This window comes from Brevibacillus nitrificans (assembly GCF_003710965.1).
Taxonomy (GTDB): Bacteria; Bacillota; Bacilli; order Brevibacillales; family Brevibacillaceae; genus Brevibacillus; species Brevibacillus centrosporus.
Genome location: NZ_RHHU01000010.1, coordinates 1 through 19753 on the forward strand (window position 1 = coordinate 1; position 19753 = coordinate 19753).

Below are 19753 nucleotides of genomic sequence, written 5' to 3' on the forward strand. Positions count from 1 at the left end.
GACGAAGAAGACGAAGAAGAAGAAGAGGACGACAATTAACCTCTCTTTTATACGGAAAGCTGATTTCAATAAAACAAAGCTTGGGGAAATCCCAGGCTTTTGTCTATTTTCAGGAGTGGGCATGCTTGACAAAGGAACCCATGTAAGAAAAAGTAGTGGGAAGATCGTCGCCTGTACGCAGGAGAACGGAGGGGCACATGCAAGGAAAAGCAATGAAAGCGGTCATTCTCGCTGGCGGGCAAAGCAGCAGAATGGGAACGCCAAAAGAACTGCTGCGATGGAAAGACGGAACCATTCTAAGCGTGCTGATCAAGGAAGTGAGGGCGCTGGGGCTGGAGTGCCTGGTGGTGTCCAATACGCCTGAGCGATTGCAAAGGGAAGGCATCGAGTCATCCGAGGTGCAAGTCACACCCGATCTGGTTCCGTCAGCCGGTCCCGTCAGCGGCATCGTGACCGCCTTTCGTGCAACAGAGGAAGACGTGCTGCTCCTTTTGTCCTGTGATCTTCCTTTTATGGATCGAGGGCAGATGGAAAAGCTCATTCAGTTCGCAAATGGCTGGAAAGACTGGGATGTCGTGGCCGTCAAGCAAAACGGAAGGCTCCATCCTTTATGTGCCTTGTATCACCGCAGGACTCAGCCGATGTGGGAGCAAGCCTTGCTCGAAGGTCAATACCGAGTCATGCACACACTCGACAGGCTGCGCGTACATACCACTCCCGAAGATCTTCTCGACGAATGGGCTGCCTTTAATGCTAACACGCCTGAGGAGTATCAGACCGCACTCGCTTGGGAGAAAAAGAGAAAAAGAGAAGACGGATAGCCTTCTCCGACACTTTCCTAGCAGATCATGCTTGCCTGGGACTGGGAGGCAGCCAACGGAGCATTTCACTCAAATCGTCTATGCAAGCGTCTGCCTCGACTTCGACTTCCTGGTCAAACAGCTCGTTTCGTTTCCAGATGGCCTTCATTCCGACGGCACGGCTGGCTCGAACATCATTTTCGGGATGATCCCCGACAAAAAGAGCAGAATCCGCTTTTACCCCGAGCTTCTTTAAAGCACGCTGGAAAATGGCAGGATCGGGCTTGCGCAGCTCTTCCCATTCCGAAATGAGGATTTCGTCAAAAAGGTGATCGATACACAGCGCTTGGAGATTTGCGAATTGAAAATCACCATAGCCATTTGAGATTAACCCGAGCTTCACACCGGCCGCTTTGATTTGCGTCAAGGTAGGTATCAGATTGGGAAACGGCACGCAATGCCGAGGAAAATGGCTGAGATAGTCCTGCAGAAGAGTGGCGCCATTTATGTCTGAAAGGGAGAATTCTTCGATGAGCTGCTGGTACACCTTGTCTTTCCAGACATAGCCGTGCTGATCAAGCGCAAGAAATCGGTTGACGAGTACGTCACACGCAACAGTTTGAAGCGCAGAGATACGTTCGTATTGATTGTGGATAAAGGACAGCAAGGACGAGTCCCGATCCAACAAGGTTCCATCCAGATCAAAGAGTATGGCTTGAACAGACAAGGTAAGCTCCTCCTCCATGCCCTAATTCGCCGCAACCTCAATTCGATGCGCGTGGGTGTAGACGTTCATTTTGTCTTGGCGGATAAAACCGACCGCCGTGATGTTCAGCTCCTCGGCCAGCTGTAGTGCGAGATCGGTAGGTGCAGATTTGGACAGGATGACCGCTGCGCCGATTTTGGCTGCCTTCAACAGCACCTCGGAGGAAATGCGCCCCGAAAAGACCAATACCTTGTCCTTCGTCTCGATCTGGTCCTGCAGACATTTTCCATAAATCTTGTCCAGTGCGTTGTGCCGTCCGATATCGGAATACTGGAGCAAAACCTGATCGGCGCTGCATAGTGCTGCGTTATGAACCCCACCTGTCTGGCGGTGGATGTCGGACGAGGATTGCAGCTCGCGCATGAGCTGCATGCATTGCTCAGGGGTGATGGAGATGGCACCTTCTGCAGGCTTGGCGGTACGGGCGTCACTGAAAAAGTAAAAAGACTGCCGGCTTTTGCCGCAGCAGGATGTGATCCTGCGCTTGGAATAAAAGCTTTGCGAGAGGATCGTTTCCTTGTGCAGATCGACATAGGCAAAGCCCTGCGCCTCATCGATGACGAGCTGCTTGATTTCCTCAAAGCTTTTGATGGCGCCCTCTGCTGCGAGAAAGCCGATGACCATCTCCTCGAGATCAGCGGGGGTACAGACGATGGTGGCGAACTCCTCGTCGTTTAAAAAGAGCGTCAGCGGGTATTCCGTGACGATCTCGTCCTCTTCCCACGCATGCCGATCGAGGGAAATTTTCAGCACCGGTCGGTGGATCGTCTTTTCGAGCTTTGTCATGATGGCCTCCTTTTTTGCTAAAAAACAATAGGGTGAAATTGTTTATTTTAGAGGAATATATTGTAGAGTGAGCGCTTACATGGTAGTATACTATTTGAGATTTGTATTGTCACAAAATTTTCATGATTTCAACTCTTGTATATCCGAGAACGGAATTGACACGGGATAGCGATCCTGTCACCGGTTTATTTCGATCCTCGCTTTCATTTGAATAGTGAACACTTGCTGGTTGATGCTGAAGTAGCGTTCCTGCTGATGATTAACTGCTGTGTTTCACCACATTCTCTCTTTTTGCATGCAGCGAAAAGCAGAGCGTGGGTGAGCACAGCAGTTTTTCTTTTTTTAGAAAGCAGCTCCGGTGATTAGTAGCCGGGCCATTATCTATCATCGTAAAGGAGATGTGTCACATGGGGCAACACGCGAAAAATCGTTGGTTGATTGCACTAGCAGCGGTTGGGATCCACATTTCGATCGGTTCCGTTTATGCATGGAGTGTGTTTACGAAGCCGATCACCAAGCAGTTTGGGTGGGGATTGACAGATGTCCAGTTCACCTTTAGTATCGCCATTCTTTTCTTGGGGCTGTCTGCTGCTTTTCTCGGCCACTACGTAGAAAAGCACGGCCCGCGCAAGGCAGGTACACTCGCCTCCATCTTTTTTGGTGTCGGAATCATCGGATCTGGTCTGGCTATCCAGCTAAGCAGTCTGCCGCTCCTCTATTTATGCTACGGCGTTCTTGGAGGGATTGGTCTTGGAGTAGGTTATATCACACCTGTATCTACCCTTGTCAAATGGTTTCCGGATCGTCGCGGCCTTGCTACAGGTCTCGCCATTATGGGCTTCGGCTTTGCTTCGATGATTGCAAGCCCGATTATGAACGCATTAATTGAAGGCGTGGGCATCGCCAATACCTTCTACATTTTGGGAATTATTTACTTCGTCGTCATGTTCGCCTCTGCTCAGTATCTCTCTCCACCGCCAGTAGGCTGGGTCCCTGCAGGATTCTCGGCGAATGCGGCTGAAGGGAAAAAGCAAATCAAGAAGGACCTGTGCCAGCTGACGGCCAACGAAGCGATCAAGACCCGCCGTTTCTACTGGCTGTGGCTCATGCTCTTTATCAACGTGACTTGCGGAATCGCGGTCATCTCCGTAGCCTCCCCGATGGCGCAGGAGATGGTAGGGATGTCGGTAGGAACAGCTGCCCTGATGGTAGGGCTCAACGGCCTGTTCAACGGTGGAGGGCGCATCGGCTGGGCATCGCTGTCGGATTTCATTGGCCGACCAAACACGTACACGGCGTTCTTTGCGATCCAAATGGTCTTGTTCTTCCTCCTGCCAAACCTGACGAATCCTGTTCTGTTCATGATCGCGATGTTCGTCATCATGACGTGCTACGGCGGAGGTTTTGCCTCTATCCCAGCTTATATCGGTGACTTGTTCGGCACGAAGCAGCTCGGTGCCATTCACGGCTACATCCTGACGGCGTGGGCAGCTGCTGGTCTGGCAGGACCGATCTTTGCCGCATGGGTGCGCAACACCACACAGAGCTACACGGGTACATTGAGCATTTTCGCAGCTATGTTTGTCGTGGCTCTGGTTATTTCCCTGATTATCCGGCTTGATATCAAAAAATTGCAGGCAGAAGCCCAACAAAGAGAAAACTCTGTTGAATTGGCTGGCTGAACAATGGTAAAGTCGTAGTAGAGAATGGAAAAGAAGTAAAGGTGAGTTTCCTAAATGAATAAGTTCGAAGCAGAGTTCAGCAATTTGGTCAGAGCTTTCCGCAAGCGCCACATGGGTAAGGGACCGAGCAAGATTAACACCACGTTTTGCAAGAACTGGGCGATCTGTGAAATGGAAGGCAACCTGTCGCCAGTGGAAAAGTTCATCGCCACTTCCGAAGAGGGAAAGCAGACGTTGCGAGCTGCACGGACCGAAATGGTCAAAGAGATGTACCGGAAGAACACGCCAGTAGACATGGAGAACTTTTTGGGAGCCAAGCTCGTCGATTTGTTCGTCGACATTGATATTGAACGTGATTTCGGGATGTCGATCTTTGTGTTCGATCAGGACATTGAGAAAAAATGTAAGAACGAGCCGTAAGTCTAAACGAAGCAGCGACCCTGTTCACTGATTTAGACGAAACGGGTTTCGCGAACAAACACGCAGTTGAGACTAGGTAGCGAACCTGCCTTAGACAACCACCGTGAACACGCTCTTCTCCTCAGGACAAGGGACGGTTTATGGTGGTTTTTTGCTTGAATGAGAAGACGAGAGCAGGGAAAAGAGAGGAGTAATGGAAATGGGCAAAACCAAGCATAGCGGGCCCATCAAGCTGGACACATCATGGGAGCCGTCACTGTGGGCGTCCTTGATGCCGATGGGGCTGGGAAAAATAAAACCGCATCACATCCGCGACACGATGAAGGTCATGTACGATAACCGGGATAATCTCGGATACGCCTATCGGATTTTGACACAAGGGGTATGCGATGGCTGTGCACTCGGCGTTTCCGGTTTGTACGACCAGACATTGACGGGGCCGCATCTGTGCACGACCCGTTTAAACGTGCTGCGTCTCAATACGATGCCTGCCATGGATACGAAATGGCTGGAGGACGTGAGCGCTATGCAAAAGCTGTCCAGCGTGGAGCTGCGCAAGCTGGGGCGAATCCCGTTTCCGCTGTCGCGCAAGCCTGGCGAGAACAAATTTACCCGGATTACCTGGAACGAAGCCCTGAACCGGATCGCACATAAAATCAAAGGAATCAATCCCAAGCAGCTGGCTTTTTTCCTGACCGCACGCGGCATTACGAACGAAGTGTACTATACCGCGGCAAAAATGGCGCGCTTCCTCGGGACGAACAATATTGATAACGCTTCCCGCATTTGCCATTCCCCGAGTAAAACCGCTTTGAAGCGTACGCTCGGCATCGGGGCATCCAGCTGCAATTACCAGGATTGGATCGGCACAGACGTCCTTGTTTTCTGGGGCTCGGTTCCGGCGAATAACCAGCCGGTCTCCACGAAGTACATGTACGCGGCGAAAAAGGCGGGCACCAAAATCATTCTGATCAATCCGTACAAAGAGCCAGCGATGGAGAAGTACTGGATTCCGTCCGTCCCTGACAGTGCGCTGTTTGGAACCAAAATCGTCGATGATTTCTACCAAGTGAACATCGGCGGAGACATCGCGTTCATGAACGGTGTGATGAAGCATTGGTTTGAGATGGAAAAGGAGAAGCCTGGTTCAGCGATTAACCATGCCTTTGTCAAAGAACACGCCAATGGTATCGAGCAGCTGAGGGAGCATATCGCGAAGCAGTCGTGGGAGGAGATTGAAAAATCGTCCGGTCTCACCCGTGATCGCTTGAAAGAGTTCGCTGTGCTGCTCGCGAACTCCAAATCAGGCGTATTCGTCTGGAGCATGGGGCTGACCCAGCACAAGTTTGGCACCGACAATATTTCGCAGGTAGCCAACCTGGCAGTTTTGCGCGGCTTTATCGGACGCAAGCACTGCGGTGTGATGCCGATCCGCGGTCACTCCGGTGTACAAGGCTCCGGGGAAATGGGGGCTGACCCGTTCAGTCTGCCGGGCGGGGATTTTGAAGAGAAGAGCTGGACGCGGATCGAAAAGCTGTGGGGCTTTCCCATTCCCAAATGGCAAGGCGACATTGTCGGCGTGACGCTGGAAAATTCACTCTTGCCTGATGGACACGAGCGGAAAACACGCTTGTTCTATACGAGTGGAGGGAATTTCCTCGAGACGATGCCAGATCCTGATTTTATGCGCAAATGCCTGGAGAGCGTGGAGCTGCGGGTGCATCAGGATATCATTTTCAATACATCGACGCTCGTGGATGCCAAGGAAGAGGTGATTGTCCTGCCGGCGATGACGCGCTACGAGCAGCCGGGCGGGGGCACTTCGACCAGTACGGAGCGCATGGTTTACTTCAGTGCTGAAATTGAAGGGCCGCGCATTGAAGAAGCGCGCTCCGAATGGGAAATTTACGTCGATCTCGCAGCGCGTGTCCATCCAGAGAAAAAGCACCTGATGCACTTCGGCAGCGCAGCGGAGATTCGGGCAGAGATCGCCAAGGCGAATCCGAACTACGACGGCATCCAGCACCTCAGCAAGCGGGGAGATGTCTTCCAGTGGGGGGGCGCTTGGCTATGCGAGGCTGGCAGCTTCCCGACAGAAGATGGCCGCGCCAATCTGATTCCGATCGAGATCCCGAATCTGCACAAGCCCGAGGGTCATTTCTACGTGACGACTCGACGGGGCAAGCAGTTCAACTCGATGATTTACAGCAACAAGGACCCGTTCAACAACGCGGATCGCTACGACGTGCTGATCAACGCTGACGATGCCAAAGAGCTGCGAATTGCGGAAGGAGAGAGCATCGTCGTGTATAATAAGTATGGCACCTTCCAAGGGCGCGCCAAGTTCGAGGCGACCAAACGAGGCAATGTGCAGGTGCACTGGCCGGAAGGGAATGTGTTGATTCCGAAAGGCGTATATGAAACGTATGCGGGCATTCCGGAATACAATACAGCCGTCAAAATCGAAAAGGCCGATACCTTTCATGCAAACAAAGATCTGAAGTATAAAGAAAGACCGATTGAGGACCTGGAAGTCAACGTCGGCTAAGCAACAGATGCAGCAGGAGGCTGTAGAGGCCAGAGGAGGACAGGACGATGCGCTTTTCGCGACAAATGATAACGGTGGAGGATGCGCTGCACAGACTGCTGGAGCGTCTCGGCAAGCAGGGAAGTGAAGAGGTGCATATCGGTGAGGCATACGGTCGAACGCTGGCTTGTGACATGTATGCTACGGAAGATTTGCCACACTTTGACCGTTCTCCATTGGATGGGTTTGCCGTGAGAGCCGTCGATACCGTGGCTGCTTCCCCCGATCGGCCTGTCCGGTTGAAAGTCGTGGAGACAATCGCGGCTGGTGATGTGCCAACCGTCGCACTGGCAGAAGGCTGTGCCAGCCGGATTATGACAGGGGCGATGCTGCCGGCAGGAGCGGATGCCATCATCATGTTCGAGCAGACGCAGCAGCCGGCCGCCATTGCAGCGGAGGTGGGCATCCGGCGGTCATTGAAGCCTGGTGAAAACGTGTCCCGACGCGGGGAAGAAATCAGGCAAGGGACGATCATAGCGCATGAGGGAGAGAACATCAATGCAGGAACGATGGCTATTCTCGCGACCTTTGGGTACGCGCACGTCCCGGTCGTCCGCAAGCCGCGGATCGGTCTATTGTCTACAGGAGTTGAGCTGCTGGATGTCGATCAGCCGCTGATTCCTGGAAAAATCCGAAACAGCAATACGCTGATGCTGTCCGCTTTGATTGCCGAGGCGGGCGGCATTCCTCTTTTGTTTCCGAATATGCCGGACGATCTGGAGGTAGCCAAAGGAACGCTGACAGAGCATCTGAGGCTGGTCGATGTGCTTGTGACGAGCGGCGGTGTGTCAGTAGGGGACTACGATGTGATGGCGGCACTCACGGATGAACCGGAAGCGGAGCTGTTGTTCAATCGAATCGCCATGCGTCCCGGAAGTCCCACGACCAGCTTGATGCTGCAGGGCAAGCCGATCATCGCTTTGTCGGGAAACCCAGGTGCGTGCTTTCTCGGGTTTGAACTGTTTGTTCGTCCGACGATCCTATCGCTCTCCGGTAGGCAGGAGGTTCGCGTGCGTACCATACAGGCGAAGCTCGCGATTTCCTACACCAAGCCTTGTCCCTATCCGCGTTATTTGCGGGGCTGGCTGGTCGAGGAGGAGGGTGTCTTGTACGCCCAGCCGGATTTCAATGAAAAAGCAGGCAACCTCGGCACGCTGAAGAACAGCGAGTGCTTTATTATCATTCCTGCAGGAGGCAGCGGCAAACAGGCTGGCGATCTCGTTGAAGTCCTGTCGCATGCGATGCCAAGCTGGAAGGTACGGGAGGGAAAGAGGCTGTGAAACAACAACCGTATGTACTGCAGCTGGTCGGTTATTCGAACAGCGGCAAAACGACCTTGCTGACAAAGCTGATCCCCCTGTTTGAACAGTCCGGTCTGCGGGTAGGGGTAGTCAAGCACGATGGCGGGCACGATTTTGAGGTGGATCAGCCCGGCAAGGATACGTGGCGTTATCGCGAGGCAGGTGCAACGCTTGTGGCGATCACCTCCGCGACCAAGACGGCGATCGTTGAGCAAAGACCTACTCCGCTGCCGCAGCTGGTGGAGAGACTGACACAGGCAGGAGCAGACCTGATTCTCGTGGAAGGCTTCAAGCGAGAGGCGTATCCAAAGCTCGTGCTGATCCGAAAGCCGCAGGATCGTGAGCTATTGGACACGTTGACCCGGATCGTGGGAGTCATCGCATGGGAGAGCGGCGCAGCTTCAAAATGGCCCGAATTTGCCATTGACGATACGCAGGCTATCCATTTGTTCGTGAAACAGCAAATGGCGAAGCCAACGGGAAAATAAACAAGTTTATTGACCGTTTACTTCCCTTTGGCTACAATGTCTATAGAAGTGAATAGGCGATGGAGTTCGCCATAACCGTCAATAAAATGACTAATGACTCCTACCAGAGATGTGATATCCCTGGTAGGAGTTTCTTTATTTTTGGTAAAAAAAGGGAGGTTTTTGGTTTGGGAAATGCGATTGCGGTCATGCTGGGAGGCGTATTAGGCGCGTGCTTGCGCTATGGATTGGGGCTGCTCGTCCCGACAAATGAGGGCTTTCCGGTGATCACATTACTCATCAACTTATCAGGATCTATGTTTTTGGCTTGGTTCTTCACCGTAACATCCCAGCGAATCGCGATACAGCCACGGCTGAAATTAGCCATCGGAACTGGGTTCACTGGAGCGTTTACCACGTTTTCCTCCTTTTCTCTAGAAACGATTACGTTAATCCAGCACGACCACATTTTTCTCGCACTGCTCTACGTTTTGCTGAGCTTGTTTGGCGGGATTGCATGCGCTGTGCTGGGCGCTCGTGTCGCGACCAGAAAAGAACGACAAATCGAGCAGGTGAAAGGAGAGATGTAACGATGTGGCTAGTGGCGATTGGAGGCATGTTTGGCGCAGTAACGCGGTTTCTTTTAGGGAAGTGGGTTACGAGCAAAATAAATTCTTCCTTCCCTTTTGGCACATGGGGAATCAATATCAGCGGTTCCTTTTTGCTTGGACTGCTTGCTGCCCTGCATGTGAAAAACATGGCACCTGACTGGATGTGGCTACTCGTAGGCATCGGTTTTCTCGGAGCGTTTACCACGTTCTCTACGTTTGCCTATGAGACGATCCAAATGCTCCAAAGAAAAGAGAATCGTCCGGCAGTCATTTATGTTGTGACTTCTGTTACCTTCAGCATTTTGTTTGTTTGGATCGGGCAGTACATCGGCAGAATCGTATGAATGTTCTCGGATGGGATGGGAAAATCTGCATGTGAGGCAAGATTTTATCCCTTCGTACGCGAATGAATGTAGAGAAAAAATCTCTGCTGTGCGAAGGAGCGCTGACTGATGCTAGATCCCTATGCAAAAATCGCGGAAGTCGATCCGAGTGTTCAAAGGAAGTTGAGTGAAAGCCTGGAGCTGCGAGCTGCTGATCAGGAGATGCGCACGCTCGTGACCTCGTATTTGTCTCGTCTGAATTGGTCGGAGGGCATGGAAATACTCGAGGTTGGTTGTGGGACGGGTGCCATTACGCGGCTGCTGGCACAAGGGCCGGGTGTGCGCAAAGTGACGGGAATCGATCCTTCCGCCATCTTTATCGAAAAAGCAAACGAGCTAGGTGAGCAGGAGCGTGTCGAGTTTGTCGTTGGGGATGGGCGAGAGCTGCCGTTTGCTGATCAGAGCTTTGATGTCGTCGTCTTTCATACCGTGCTGGGCCACGTACCATCTCCCGAGCACTTTCTGCTGGAAGCGAAGCGTGTACTGAAAAAAGGCGGCCAAATCGCCATTTTTGACGGTGATTATGCGATGCGCTCTGTCGCCATCGGAGAGGATGATCCGGTACAGGTTTGCGTGGAAATCATGAAAAAACACAACACGCAAAATCCGTGGCTCGTGCGGCAGCTGCCAGCGATGCTAGCTGCGGCGGGCTTTACCGCCATCGAGTCGGCAAGTCATCCCTACCTAGGGAAAAATCCCGACTACCTGTTGAACTACATCGAGCGAGGTGCAGATCGGCTGGCTGATCTGGGACGAATCACCAGGCAGACAGCAGCTGCCCTGAAGGAAGAAGCGCATCAGCGGGTGCGGGACGGTCGGTTCTTTGGCCTGTTTCCCTTTATGAGCTTTTTGGCGATTTCGGAGTAAGCATGCGCCCGTGTCACAAATCGTTTCGTTTTCCTGTGATTGAAATCACAGAGGATCCCTCGTTCTTTCTCTACAATCAAGATATACCTGATGGATTGATAGGGAGGAAAGACGATGCTAAACGAAAAAACCATTCAAATAATCAAATCGACTGTACCTGTACTTGAGGTGCATGGGACAGCGATCACAAAACGTTTTTATGAAAGAATGTTTACGCAGCATCCAGAGCTGCTTCATATTTTCAATCACGCAAACCAAAAGCAAGGTCGTCAACAGACAGCACTGGCGAATGCCGTTTACGCTGCCGCCGTCCACATCGACAATCTGGCGGAAATCCTGCCTGTCGTCAAACAGATCGGACACAAGCACCGCAGTCTGGGAATCAAGCCGGAGCATTATCCGATTGTCGGGGAAAACCTGTTGGCTGCGATCAAGGAAGTGCTGGGAAATGCGGCGACTGATGAAATCCTCGGGGCTTGGGCAGAGGCGTACGGCGTGATCGCAGATGCTTTCATCGGCATAGAAGCAGAAATGTACGAGCAATCCCGCGAGCAAGTTGGGGGCTGGGCTGATTTCCGTCCGTTCATCGTGGAGAAAAAGGTACAGGAGAGCGATGTCATCACGTCTTTTTATCTGGTACCGCAGGATGGGCAGGCGCTGGCTACCTTTGAGCCGGGTCAATACATCAGCGTGAAGCTGGAGATTCCAGGAGAGCGCTATACGCATATTCGCCAGTACAGCTTGTCGGATGCACCAGGGAGACCGTACTACCGGATCTCGGTCAAGCGCGAAGAGGCGAATGCTGAAAAGCCGGCGGGAATCGTATCGACCTACCTGCATGAGGGAATCAGAGAAGGGGATGTGCTGCAGCTGTCCGCACCAGCAGGCGATTTTACGCTGGAGCAATCGGAGGCGCCAGTCGTTCTCATCAGCGGAGGCGTAGGCTTGACACCGATGTTTTCCATGCTGGCTTCCTTGGCAGAAAATCAGGAGCGTCCGGTGACGTTTATCCACGCGGCGCAAAATGGTCAAAAGCATGCTTTGCGCGCAGAAGTCGAGCGTTTGGCGAAAGACAATCCGCAAGTTTCCGCCTACTGGTGTTATTCCGAGCCGACTGAGCAAGATCGCGCGTCGGGGGCGTTTCATAAGGAAGGGTATCTGGATGCGGAGTGGCTGGAGCAGGTTGCTCCTGAGAAAAATGCCAGCTACTACTTCTGTGGTCCTGTACCGTTCATGAGTGCGGTCAAGAAGGCACTCACCGAACGGGGGATTTCCGCAGACCGTATGCACTACGAGTTTTTCGGCCCTGCCGCAAGCCTGTAGAAAATCGAATCAGAACCACTTGGGATCGAGCTCGTCTATTCGCGAGCTCGATTTGTTTGTGCGCGCAGCAATCGATTGACTGTTTCACGGCGCAGACCGATGAGCTGACCGATTTCATCCTGCGTCAGCACTTCTGAGAGCGAGGAGACAGACACAAACGTTTGAAACCAGTGCTGAAGCTTGCGCAGTCTTTCCGCTGGAGAGACTTCGGACAGCTGATCGATGCGCTGCTGCATCATCCGCAGCTTGGACTGCAGCAGCAGGGCAATGTCACGGCATTTTACGTGATCGCCCTCAAGCTCCCGATACCAGCTGGGCGCATCGAGTACTTCAATCTCACAGCTGACCAGAGCAACCGCCGTACCGTAATACGGGTTCGGACTGATGAGCGAGTGATGGGGGATGATTTCGCCAGGCACGATGATGTTGACCAAGGTAATGGCCCCGTCAGCATGCAAGCGATTGATTTTCAGCATCCCGCTTTTGAGATGGTAGAGCGGACCAGATTCGCCTTGGCGAAAAAGGGTCTCACCTTTGTGCAAAATCATTTCGTTCACCTCGTTCGTGCTGGAAAAATGATGCTTTTGTTATTTTAGCACATCGCGGGGGTTAAACTGGGCTAAAACACTACTTTGACAACGCGGGTGGGGCGCCCTCTTTCACTGATGACATGCCGGCCGACTTCCACGATATAGCCGCATTGCTCGAGCTTGACGATGATTCTGTTCGCCGTTCTGACACTTACGCCAATTTCTTTTGCAAGCTCGATGGAAGTGAAATTCCGTTTGTTTTTTTGTTTGACCAAGCAATCGATTTTGAAAACCGTGTTGACACTCAGTCCCGAGGTCTCGGCGATTTGTTCCAGCTGGGAATCAAAGATGTTCGGTTTTCGGTTGTTTGTCTCGTTTGGTTCGATCGGACCGAACATATCATCAGGGCTATAGACGACGTACGCTCTGTTTCCTCCCTCCATTTTGGCTTGGTGCATACCTACCACTGCGTTTGCCTTCGCAATCTTGGCAGTATCCCCGTAGCCGATCCCGATGCTGAGTACATGTGCCGTGTTGGTGTAGACGCTGGTCAGAATATCGAGCCGCGCAAAGTTTTCGGTCGTAATTTCCAGATTGGAGCTGTTGCACATCAGGATATATTCCATGTTGCTGAGGGTAATCAGGGCCCCGTCGATCTTTTGGGCAAAGATGGCAATGGTCTCCGCGATTTTGTTTAGGTCCAGTACCTCCTGCAGCACCGTGTGATGGAAGACGTAAAAATTATCCCGGGGGCTGACGGAGATACTGACACAGGCGATGTTGTTTTCGTTCAGCTTTCGGAGCTTATGGCTCAGAAGAATGCGGCGTATTTCGTAGATGTAGGTTTCTGCACTGGGGGCAATCAGCACGCAGGGGATGTTTTTTTCCGTGAGGTATTCGCTGACCTGACGGATATTGGTTGTGCAGACATCACTGAGCCCGCTTTGCACATTTTTGATATGTTCTTCCTGCGCTCTTTGGACAAAATGGCTGGAATTGGTATCGATGGGGACGATCTGCGGACTGACGCTCTCCGTAGGGATGCCCAGGGAATGGTACGCACGAATGATGGAAGCATAGTCAAGCGTATCCACACTGACGCGCGTAATATCAGCGCCGAAATGAAAGGAAGCCCGCAGGAGGCTATGGATAAAGGTTGACGTATCGATATCGGCGTAGCGCACGGTTACATTGTGCTCGATTCTGCTGGATAAAAGCTTGTAGGGCTCTTTCCTCGTGTACAGAATGCCGTTACACTGATTGATGATTTTTTTCAACTCCGCTACGGCGTGTTCTACATCCTCGTCATCATTGCATTCAATTTTAAACACATCCATGTTCGTAAACTTGTGTTTGACGATTTCCTCGATTTCTTCCACAGACGAAGCGTGTCCAATGACAGCCAGCTTGAAGTTCATGCCGAATCCCCCGGAGTCGTATTTAACGTTATCTTTATATACAGTCAACTTAAAGTCAATATACGGTCACAGCCATATCGAAATATAATCGGGCTAGCAGATAGATTCAACGGAAATGGAGTGTGAATTTTTTGAATTTTATTTCGGGTGATCAGGTTAATGAAATTCTGGACATGCAAACCTGCATTCAGCTGATGCGCGAGACCTTGTCGGCATTGTCGAGAGGGGAAGCGATCCAGGTATTGAGAACAGCGATGAGGCTGGAGGGAAGAAATGTTCTGGGAGTCATGCCTTCTGCCTTGTTAGCGAAGAACGTTGTCGGGACCAAGGTGATTACGATTGTGCCGGACAACGCATACAAGGGATTGCCGTCCCATCAAGGAGTCGTTGTAGTCTTTGAAGCCGAAACGGGCTCGCTTAAAGCGATCGTGGAGGGGGAGACGGTTACCGCCATTCGGACGGCCGCTGTAAGTGCCGTTGCGACAGATGTCCTCTCACGAAAGGACGCAAATTCGCTAGCCATACTCGGAACAGGGGTGCAGGCGAGGATGCACCTGGAGGCGATCCGGCTGGTGCGAAAGATCGATCAGGTGTATGTATGGGATCGAAGGCTGGAGTCCGCTATGAAATACTCGAAAGAAATGAGTGAAAAGTTTGACATTTTCGTAGTGCCTTGTGCGACCGCAGAGGAAGCAGTAAAACATGCGGATATCATTTGTACGGTGACTGCCGCCAAGGAGCCTGTGCTTTTCGGGCGGCATGTACAAAAGGGGGCGCATATCAACGCGGTAGGTTCCTGCACTCCCGACTGCAGGGAGCTCGATACGGAGTTAATCAAAGCCAGCAAGCTGTATACAGATCGCATGGAATCAGCGAACCACGAAGCAGGCGACTATCTCATTCCGCTTAGGGAAGGTGCGATTGACGAGACGCATCTTTTGGGGGAGGTCGGTGATGTTCTCCTAGGAAAGATCCCAGGCAGACAAGCTGGGGAGGAGATCACGGTGTTTGAAGCGCTCGGTCTGGCAGTCGAGGACTTGGCGGCTGCGGATTTTGTGATCAATCAGGCTGCACTGCGGGAAATGTCGCGATAATTCCAGATAACGAGGGAGGTTGAAGAAGGAATGAAAGAGCTGTACAGCTTCGGTCTGACCGAGGAACAGGAGAAAAGAGCGAGGGAGCTTCACTACGGAAACATCGTGATCGACATGCTTTTCCAAGGCCCGATCGGCACTTACTCACTGGGGGAGGAAATCGAGCAGGAGACCGAACGCTTAGCGCTGGAAAGCCATCCGGACAGCTTGGCGGAACGAGTCCATTTTGCAGGAGATGTCATCAGAAGATGGTACGTGGACGGCAAGCTCGCGGATTTGTACAAGGAGTGCTGGTACGAGAGCGGGCTTACGGCTGGAAACAGACAGCTGAACGTATCGGATAAAGCTTCGCTGTACTCTTCGGCCATTGACTTGCAGGAGGAATTTGATAAAAAGCCTTGGCTGATCAAGGTCAAGCAGGCAGCGGATATCGAGTATGCGCACCAGCATCAGCTGAAGGCGGGCATTGTCACCTGTCAGGAGACACTCGGCTTTGAGAAAGACTTGAAGCTGCTGGAACAGATGTATCACTTCGGGCTTAGGGTCGTCCAGCTGACCTACAACAATCATAACTACGTCGGTGCAGGATGCATGGAGGAAAACAATGCGGGCCTGTCCACTTTTGGGAAAAAGTTTGTGGCGAAATTAAACGAGCTTGGTATCGTGGTGGATACCGGACATTGCGGCAAGCAGACGACACTGGATGCTTGCAAATACTCGACAAAGCCTGTCATTGCCTCGCATACGGCAGCAGAGCAGGTGTATTTCCACTCACGGGCAAAATCCGATGAGGAGATCCGCGCCATTGCCGAAACCAACGGGGTGGTCGGAATTTTCGCGATGCCATGGTTTATCGCAAAGAATCCAGAGGACACCACGATTGAGCACTTCCTCGATCATATCGACTATGTGGTAAACCTCGCAGGTGTGGATCATGTAGGCATTGGAACGGACTGGCCGATGCCTCAGACAAAATGGATGGCGATCGCGTTTAAAAAGCTGTTTGCCCCTGGGATGGGCTTTGCACCGGGAGACGGGCCTTCCACAGAGATCGTCAAAGGACTTACCGACTATCGTTCCTTCCTCAATATCACGAGAGGGCTTATGGCAAGGGGCTACAGGGATGAGGAGATCGTCAAAATCATCGGTGGCAACTGGATGAGAGTCTTTAAAGAAGTGTGGAGCTAGCCTGATAGAAAGCAAATCAATTTAGATAATGGGGGATCTGGCAATGAAAAGAAAACTCTCACTCATCATGCTCATCGCCATCGTGATGACTTCCCTGCTCAGCGCCTGCTCACAGAGCGCTTCACAGGGAGGCGCGGCTGAGAACAACGCAACGGCTGCACCAAAATCAGATATTTCCGTCGTGCTTACGAAGATCGGGAACAATCTGGACCCTGCGGAAGCGAATTCGTTGGACACGTCCACGATCATGTATCACGTCTACGACACCTTTATCAAGTTTGACAACGACTTCAACATCCTTCCTGGCGTGGCAACGGCATGGAGCCAGCCAGACAGCACGACCATTGAATTCACGATTGGGGAAGGCTACAAATTTCACAATGGCGACCCGATGACGATAGATGACGTGGTTTACTCGGTGGAAAGACTTGCGAAGGTGCCGAAAAAGGCTTCCTTCATGAGTATGATCAAAAGCGTAGAAGGCTCGGGAAACAAAGTAACCGTAAAGCTGACAGAGCCGAACAGCGGCGCGATCCGAAACTTCGGTGACGTGGTCATCGTCAGCAAAAAATACTTGCAGGAAGCAGGCGATAAGTACGCCAACGCTCCGATTGGTACGGGACCCTACACGGTAGCGGAATATGTTCCGGGGAGCAAAGTGGTCCTGAAGGCTTGGGCTGACTACCCATTTGAGAAGGCGAGCATTCAAACGATCACCTTCAAGGCGATTGAAGAAGCTTCTGCAAAATACATTGCCGTCGAGACCGGAGATGCAGACTTTGCCGGGATCGCAGCCCGCGACCAGGATCGGGCGAGGGGCAACGACAAGCTCACCTACTTTGAAGGGCCGAGCACCTTCACCGGCTTCGTAGCGATGAATACGACAGCTGCTCCCTTTGATAACGTAAATATCCGCAGAGCGATGGCGTATGCCTACAACAACGAGGGCATCAGCGCGATTACGCCAGGGAAGACGATCATTGACAGCATGGTGCCAAAAATGTTTAGCACCTACTACTCTTCTCCGAATCTTCCGAAGTACGACCTGCAGAAAGCGAAGGAGCTTCTGGAGAAGGAAGGCTACGGCGCGGGCAAGCCATTGCAATTCACCGCATGGACCTATCAAGGAAACGATCCGGAGCTGGAGGCGTTCCAGGCAGAGCTGAAAACGATCGGTGTGGAAATGGACATTCAGAATCTGGAGTTTGGTGTCTTCCTGGAGAAAATGGCGAATAAGGAGTATCAGCTACTCGTGGGTGGCTGGAGCGACACGACCGGAAATACGCTGAGCTCGCTGGAAAGCTACTGGTCAGGAAGCTTTGGCCAGATGAATATTACCTTCTATACCAATCCAAAAGTCGAGGAGCTGTACGCGGTAGCGAAGAAAGCGACCTCCGAGGCAGAGCTGAAAGAGGCGGCAAAGGAAATTCAGGACATCGCAGCGCAGGACGTACCGATGATTCCGACAGCTACCAAAATGAGCTATTATGCCATGAACAAAAACCTGGAGGGTGTCGAAATCCTCACAAGCGGACTGATCTCCTTCCGAGGGGCCAAAATCAAATAAAGCTTTGATGGGCGCGGGGAGGCAAAGGAAACGTTTAGCCTCCCTTGTCCGAATTTTTCTTGCTTTTCTAGCGGCAGCAGAGAGGAGGCCAACGTGTGAGCAGATATATTCTCAAAAGACTGCTTCAGATGATACCGATTGTGATCGGCGTTTCCGTCATTGTTTTTTTACTGCTTTCCCTCAGTCCCGGGGATCCTGCCAAAATGATTCTCGGTCTAAACGCCAAGGAAGAGGAATTGGCGCTGATGAGGGAGCAGCTCGGACTGAATGATCCGATTCCTTTGCAGTACTTTCATTACATGAAAAATGTCCTCATCGGAGATTTCGGGACTTCTTACTCTACGAAGCAGAGTGTCATCGAGATGATTGCGGTTCGACTCCCTCCGACGCTCATCCTTTCCTTTGGATCGCTGCTCACCATCCTGATCGTGGCGATTCCCCTTGGCATTGCTTTGGCGGTCAAGCAGAACTCTCCTTTCGACAACATCATGAGGGTGGTCAGCTTGTTTTTTGCGGCAATGCCAGGGTTTTGGATCGGTATTTTGATGATTATCCTGTTTTCCGTGAAGCTCGGTTGGCTTCCGGCAAACGGCTTTGATAAACCGTCCGCGATGATCATGCCGATTATTTGTTCCTCGATTGCGGGATGGGCGGTAAATTCGAGGATTACGAGAGCTTCGATGCTGGACGTCATCCGCCAAGACTACATTCGGACGGCGCGTGCAAAGGGGCTGAAAGAAAGCGTGGTCATCCGAAAGCACGCCTTGAAAAACGCCTTGCTCCCGACCATAACCTCCGTGGGGATGGCTGTAGGGGGATGCTTTGGCGGATCTGTCATTATGGAAATGCTGTTTGGCATTAACGGCATGGGAAAAATGATGATCGATGCTTTGCGGCAAAAGGATATACCGACCATCATGGCGGGAGTGATTATCACGTCTGTCATCATCGCGGTTGCGAACCTTCTGACAGATCTGGCTTACTCCTATGTCGATCCTAGAATCCGATCGATGTACGCAAGGCGCAGGACGATCAGAAAAGAGGTGGCGGGAAATGGCTCAAATTAATACGACCCTGCCGACTGCCAAGCAAAGGCAAAAGCATCTGAAAAAAAGAAGCTTATGGGCCGATGCCTGGCTGCGACTGAGAAAAAACAAATCGGCAGTCGTGGGGATGATTATGCTTGCCACCATCTTACTTGTCGTGTATACCTCTCCTCTGTATCTCGATTATGACAATGACGTGGTCAAACCAAATTTGTCCCAGACGCTGAAGTTTCCGGCTGAGGGCAAGCTGCTGGGAGCGGATGAGCTGGGGAGAGATGTTCTTGCCCGGATTCTTTGGGGAGGCAGAATCTCGATCACGATCGGCATTATGGCGATGCTCCTCAGCAGCATCATCGGCTGTACCCTTGGTGCGTTATCAGGCTACTACGGCGGAAAAACAGATGGGATTATCATGCGTTCACTTGACGTATTCATGGCGATTCCCAGCTTGCTCTTGATGATCACGCTGGTCAGTGTCATGAAGCCCACGCTTACGAATCTCATCATTGCCCTCGCAGTTGGAAGCGTGCCTTCCGTTTCTCGCATGGTACGAGCCCAAGTGCTGTACATCAAGGGCCAAGAGTTTATTGAAGCCATCCGCGCGCAAGGTGCAAGCGATTTTCGCATCATTGTCATGCATATTTTACCGAATGCGATCAGCCCTCTGATCTCCCAGTTTGTGATGGAGATAGCCGGGTTAATTTTGGCGATTAGCGGCCTTAGCTTCATCGGTCTGGGCGTACAGCCGCCCGATCCTGAGTGGGGTGCGATGCTATCCAGCGGCAGGGAGCATATTCGAGACGTTTGGCATGTGACCGCATTTCCGGGGCTTGCCCTGGTGTTGACTGTCGTCTCGTTGACGCTGGTCGGAGATGGACTGCGAGACGCACTGGACCCGCGCATGAAAAGGTAGGAGG

At 52.0% G+C, this 19753-nt stretch carries 19 protein-coding genes and 1 riboswitch; of the genes, 15 read left to right on the forward strand and 4 right to left on the reverse strand.

From position 1 onward, the window contains the following. Positions 1 to 197 precede the first annotated feature (197 nt). Positions 198 to 821, forward strand: coding sequence for a molybdenum cofactor guanylyltransferase (locus EDM59_RS13625; protein ID WP_122924107.1), 624 nt, complete (start codon positions 198 to 200; stop codon positions 819 to 821). A 25-nt stretch (positions 822 to 846) separates the two neighbouring features. Here the strand turns inward: EDM59_RS13625 and EDM59_RS13630 are convergent, their stop codons facing one another. Then, a complete protein-coding gene (locus EDM59_RS13630; RefSeq protein WP_122924108.1) occupies positions 847 to 1527 on the reverse strand; it encodes an HAD family hydrolase in 681 nt (226 codons plus the stop codon). 21 nt (positions 1528 to 1548) lie between these two features. Beyond that, positions 1549 to 2352: a formate dehydrogenase accessory sulfurtransferase FdhD gene (gene fdhD, locus EDM59_RS13635; RefSeq protein ID WP_122924109.1), complete on the reverse strand. Its 804-nt coding sequence runs from the start codon at positions 2350 to 2352 to the stop codon at positions 1549 to 1551. 407 nt (positions 2353 to 2759) lie between these two features. Here fdhD and EDM59_RS13640 point away from each other — a divergent pair, with 407 nt between their 5' ends. The 9 genes from EDM59_RS13640 (at position 2760) to hmpA (ending at position 11993) form a co-directional block, all read left to right on the forward strand. Next, complete coding sequence (locus EDM59_RS13640; RefSeq protein ID WP_122924110.1) at positions 2760 to 4034, forward strand: L-lactate MFS transporter; 1275 nt, start codon at positions 2760 to 2762, stop codon at positions 4032 to 4034. A 54-nt stretch (positions 4035 to 4088) separates the two neighbouring features. Further along, positions 4089 to 4454, forward strand: coding sequence for a Na-translocating system protein MpsC family protein (locus tag EDM59_RS13645; protein ID WP_122924111.1), 366 nt, complete (start codon positions 4089 to 4091; stop codon positions 4452 to 4454). Positions 4455 to 4653: 199 nt separating this feature from the next. Further along, positions 4654 to 7002, forward strand: a complete 2349-nt coding sequence (locus tag EDM59_RS13650) for an FdhF/YdeP family oxidoreductase (protein WP_122924112.1) — start codon at positions 4654 to 4656, stop codon at positions 7000 to 7002. Between the two features lie 47 nt (positions 7003 to 7049). Then, positions 7050 to 8321, forward strand: coding sequence for a molybdopterin molybdotransferase MoeA (locus EDM59_RS13655; RefSeq protein WP_122924113.1), 1272 nt, complete (start codon positions 7050 to 7052; stop codon positions 8319 to 8321). Then, positions 8318 to 8830: a molybdopterin-guanine dinucleotide biosynthesis protein B gene (mobB, locus tag EDM59_RS13660; RefSeq protein WP_122924114.1), complete on the forward strand. Its 513-nt coding sequence runs from the start codon at positions 8318 to 8320 to the stop codon at positions 8828 to 8830. Before EDM59_RS13655 ends, mobB begins: the two co-directional genes overlap by 4 nt. A gap of 46 nt (positions 8831 to 8876) precedes the next feature. After that, positions 8877 to 8940: riboswitch (Fluoride riboswitch) on the forward strand. Positions 8941 to 8997: 57 nt separating this feature from the next. Then, a complete protein-coding gene (crcB, locus tag EDM59_RS13665; protein ID WP_246011041.1) occupies positions 8998 to 9399 on the forward strand; it encodes a fluoride efflux transporter CrcB in 402 nt (133 codons plus the stop codon). Positions 9400 to 9401: 2 nt separating this feature from the next. Beyond that, entirely contained in the window at positions 9402 to 9764 is a 363-nt protein-coding gene (crcB, locus tag EDM59_RS13670; RefSeq protein WP_122924115.1) for a fluoride efflux transporter CrcB, read from the forward strand. Between the two features lie 108 nt (positions 9765 to 9872). After that, the gene (locus EDM59_RS13675; RefSeq protein WP_122924116.1) at positions 9873 to 10670 is read left to right on the forward strand and encodes a methyltransferase domain-containing protein; all 798 of its coding nucleotides are present in this window, start codon (positions 9873 to 9875) and stop codon (positions 10668 to 10670) included. A 114-nt stretch (positions 10671 to 10784) separates the two neighbouring features. After that, complete coding sequence (gene hmpA, locus EDM59_RS13680) at positions 10785 to 11993, forward strand: NO-inducible flavohemoprotein (RefSeq protein WP_122924117.1); 1209 nt, start codon at positions 10785 to 10787, stop codon at positions 11991 to 11993. A 35-nt stretch (positions 11994 to 12028) separates the two neighbouring features. Here the strand turns inward: hmpA and EDM59_RS13685 are convergent, their stop codons facing one another. Beyond that, entirely contained in the window at positions 12029 to 12541 is a 513-nt protein-coding gene (locus EDM59_RS13685; RefSeq protein WP_122924118.1) for a Crp/Fnr family transcriptional regulator, read from the reverse strand. Positions 12542 to 12612: 71 nt separating this feature from the next. Continuing rightward, positions 12613 to 13941, reverse strand: a complete 1329-nt coding sequence (locus tag EDM59_RS13690) for a helix-turn-helix domain-containing protein (RefSeq protein ID WP_122924119.1) — start codon at positions 13939 to 13941, stop codon at positions 12613 to 12615. Positions 13942 to 14072: 131 nt separating this feature from the next. Between EDM59_RS13690 and EDM59_RS13695 the strand changes: the two genes are divergently transcribed. From EDM59_RS13695 to EDM59_RS13715, 5 genes are all read left to right on the forward strand, one after another. Next, a complete protein-coding gene (locus EDM59_RS13695) occupies positions 14073 to 15035 on the forward strand; it encodes an ornithine cyclodeaminase family protein (RefSeq protein WP_122924120.1) in 963 nt (320 codons plus the stop codon). Positions 15036 to 15065: 30 nt separating this feature from the next. Further along, positions 15066 to 16223 carry a dipeptidase gene (locus EDM59_RS13700; protein WP_122924121.1) on the forward strand — a complete coding sequence of 386 codons (1158 nt, stop codon included), beginning with the start codon at positions 15066 to 15068 and terminating at the stop codon, positions 16221 to 16223. Between the two features lie 43 nt (positions 16224 to 16266). Continuing rightward, entirely contained in the window at positions 16267 to 17790 is a 1524-nt protein-coding gene (locus EDM59_RS13705; RefSeq protein ID WP_183192917.1) for an ABC transporter substrate-binding protein, read from the forward strand. Between the two features lie 95 nt (positions 17791 to 17885). Further along, positions 17886 to 18857, forward strand: coding sequence for an ABC transporter permease (locus tag EDM59_RS13710; RefSeq protein ID WP_122924123.1), 972 nt, complete (start codon positions 17886 to 17888; stop codon positions 18855 to 18857). Next, positions 18844 to 19749, forward strand: a complete 906-nt coding sequence (locus EDM59_RS13715) for an ABC transporter permease (RefSeq protein ID WP_092266406.1) — start codon at positions 18844 to 18846, stop codon at positions 19747 to 19749. The genes EDM59_RS13710 and EDM59_RS13715 overlap by 14 nt, the downstream gene beginning before the upstream one ends. Positions 19750 to 19753: the final 4 nt, after the last annotated feature.

Excerpts from the sequence above, each read along its gene's own strand:
- EDM59_RS13690 (WP_122924119.1), bottom strand. The coding sequence starts at position 13,941 with ATGAACTTCAAGCTGGCTGTCATTGGACACGCTTCGTCTGTGGAAGAA.
- EDM59_RS13645 (WP_122924111.1), top strand. The coding sequence starts at position 4,089 with ATGAATAAGTTCGAAGCAGAGTTCAGCAATTTGGTCAGAGCTTTCCGC.
- fdhD (WP_122924109.1), bottom strand. The coding sequence starts at position 2,352 with ATGACAAAGCTCGAAAAGACGATCCACCGACCGGTGCTGAAAATTTCC.
- EDM59_RS13675 (WP_122924116.1), top strand. The coding sequence starts at position 9,873 with ATGCTAGATCCCTATGCAAAAATCGCGGAAGTCGATCCGAGTGTTCAA.
- EDM59_RS13685 (WP_122924118.1), bottom strand. The coding sequence starts at position 12,541 with ATGATTTTGCACAAAGGTGAGACCCTTTTTCGCCAAGGCGAATCTGGT.
- EDM59_RS13655 (WP_122924113.1), top strand. The coding sequence starts at position 7,050 with ATGCGCTTTTCGCGACAAATGATAACGGTGGAGGATGCGCTGCACAGA.
- hmpA (WP_122924117.1), top strand. The coding sequence starts at position 10,785 with ATGCTAAACGAAAAAACCATTCAAATAATCAAATCGACTGTACCTGTA.
- EDM59_RS13650 (WP_122924112.1), top strand. The coding sequence starts at position 4,654 with ATGGGCAAAACCAAGCATAGCGGGCCCATCAAGCTGGACACATCATGG.
- EDM59_RS13715 (WP_092266406.1), top strand. The coding sequence starts at position 18,844 with ATGGCTCAAATTAATACGACCCTGCCGACTGCCAAGCAAAGGCAAAAG.
- EDM59_RS13625 (WP_122924107.1), top strand. The coding sequence starts at position 198 with ATGCAAGGAAAAGCAATGAAAGCGGTCATTCTCGCTGGCGGGCAAAGC.
- EDM59_RS13700 (WP_122924121.1), top strand. The coding sequence starts at position 15,066 with ATGAAAGAGCTGTACAGCTTCGGTCTGACCGAGGAACAGGAGAAAAGA.
- crcB (WP_122924115.1), top strand. The coding sequence starts at position 9,402 with ATGTGGCTAGTGGCGATTGGAGGCATGTTTGGCGCAGTAACGCGGTTT.
- EDM59_RS13705 (WP_183192917.1), top strand. The coding sequence starts at position 16,267 with ATGAAAAGAAAACTCTCACTCATCATGCTCATCGCCATCGTGATGACT.
- EDM59_RS13640 (WP_122924110.1), top strand. The coding sequence starts at position 2,760 with ATGGGGCAACACGCGAAAAATCGTTGGTTGATTGCACTAGCAGCGGTT.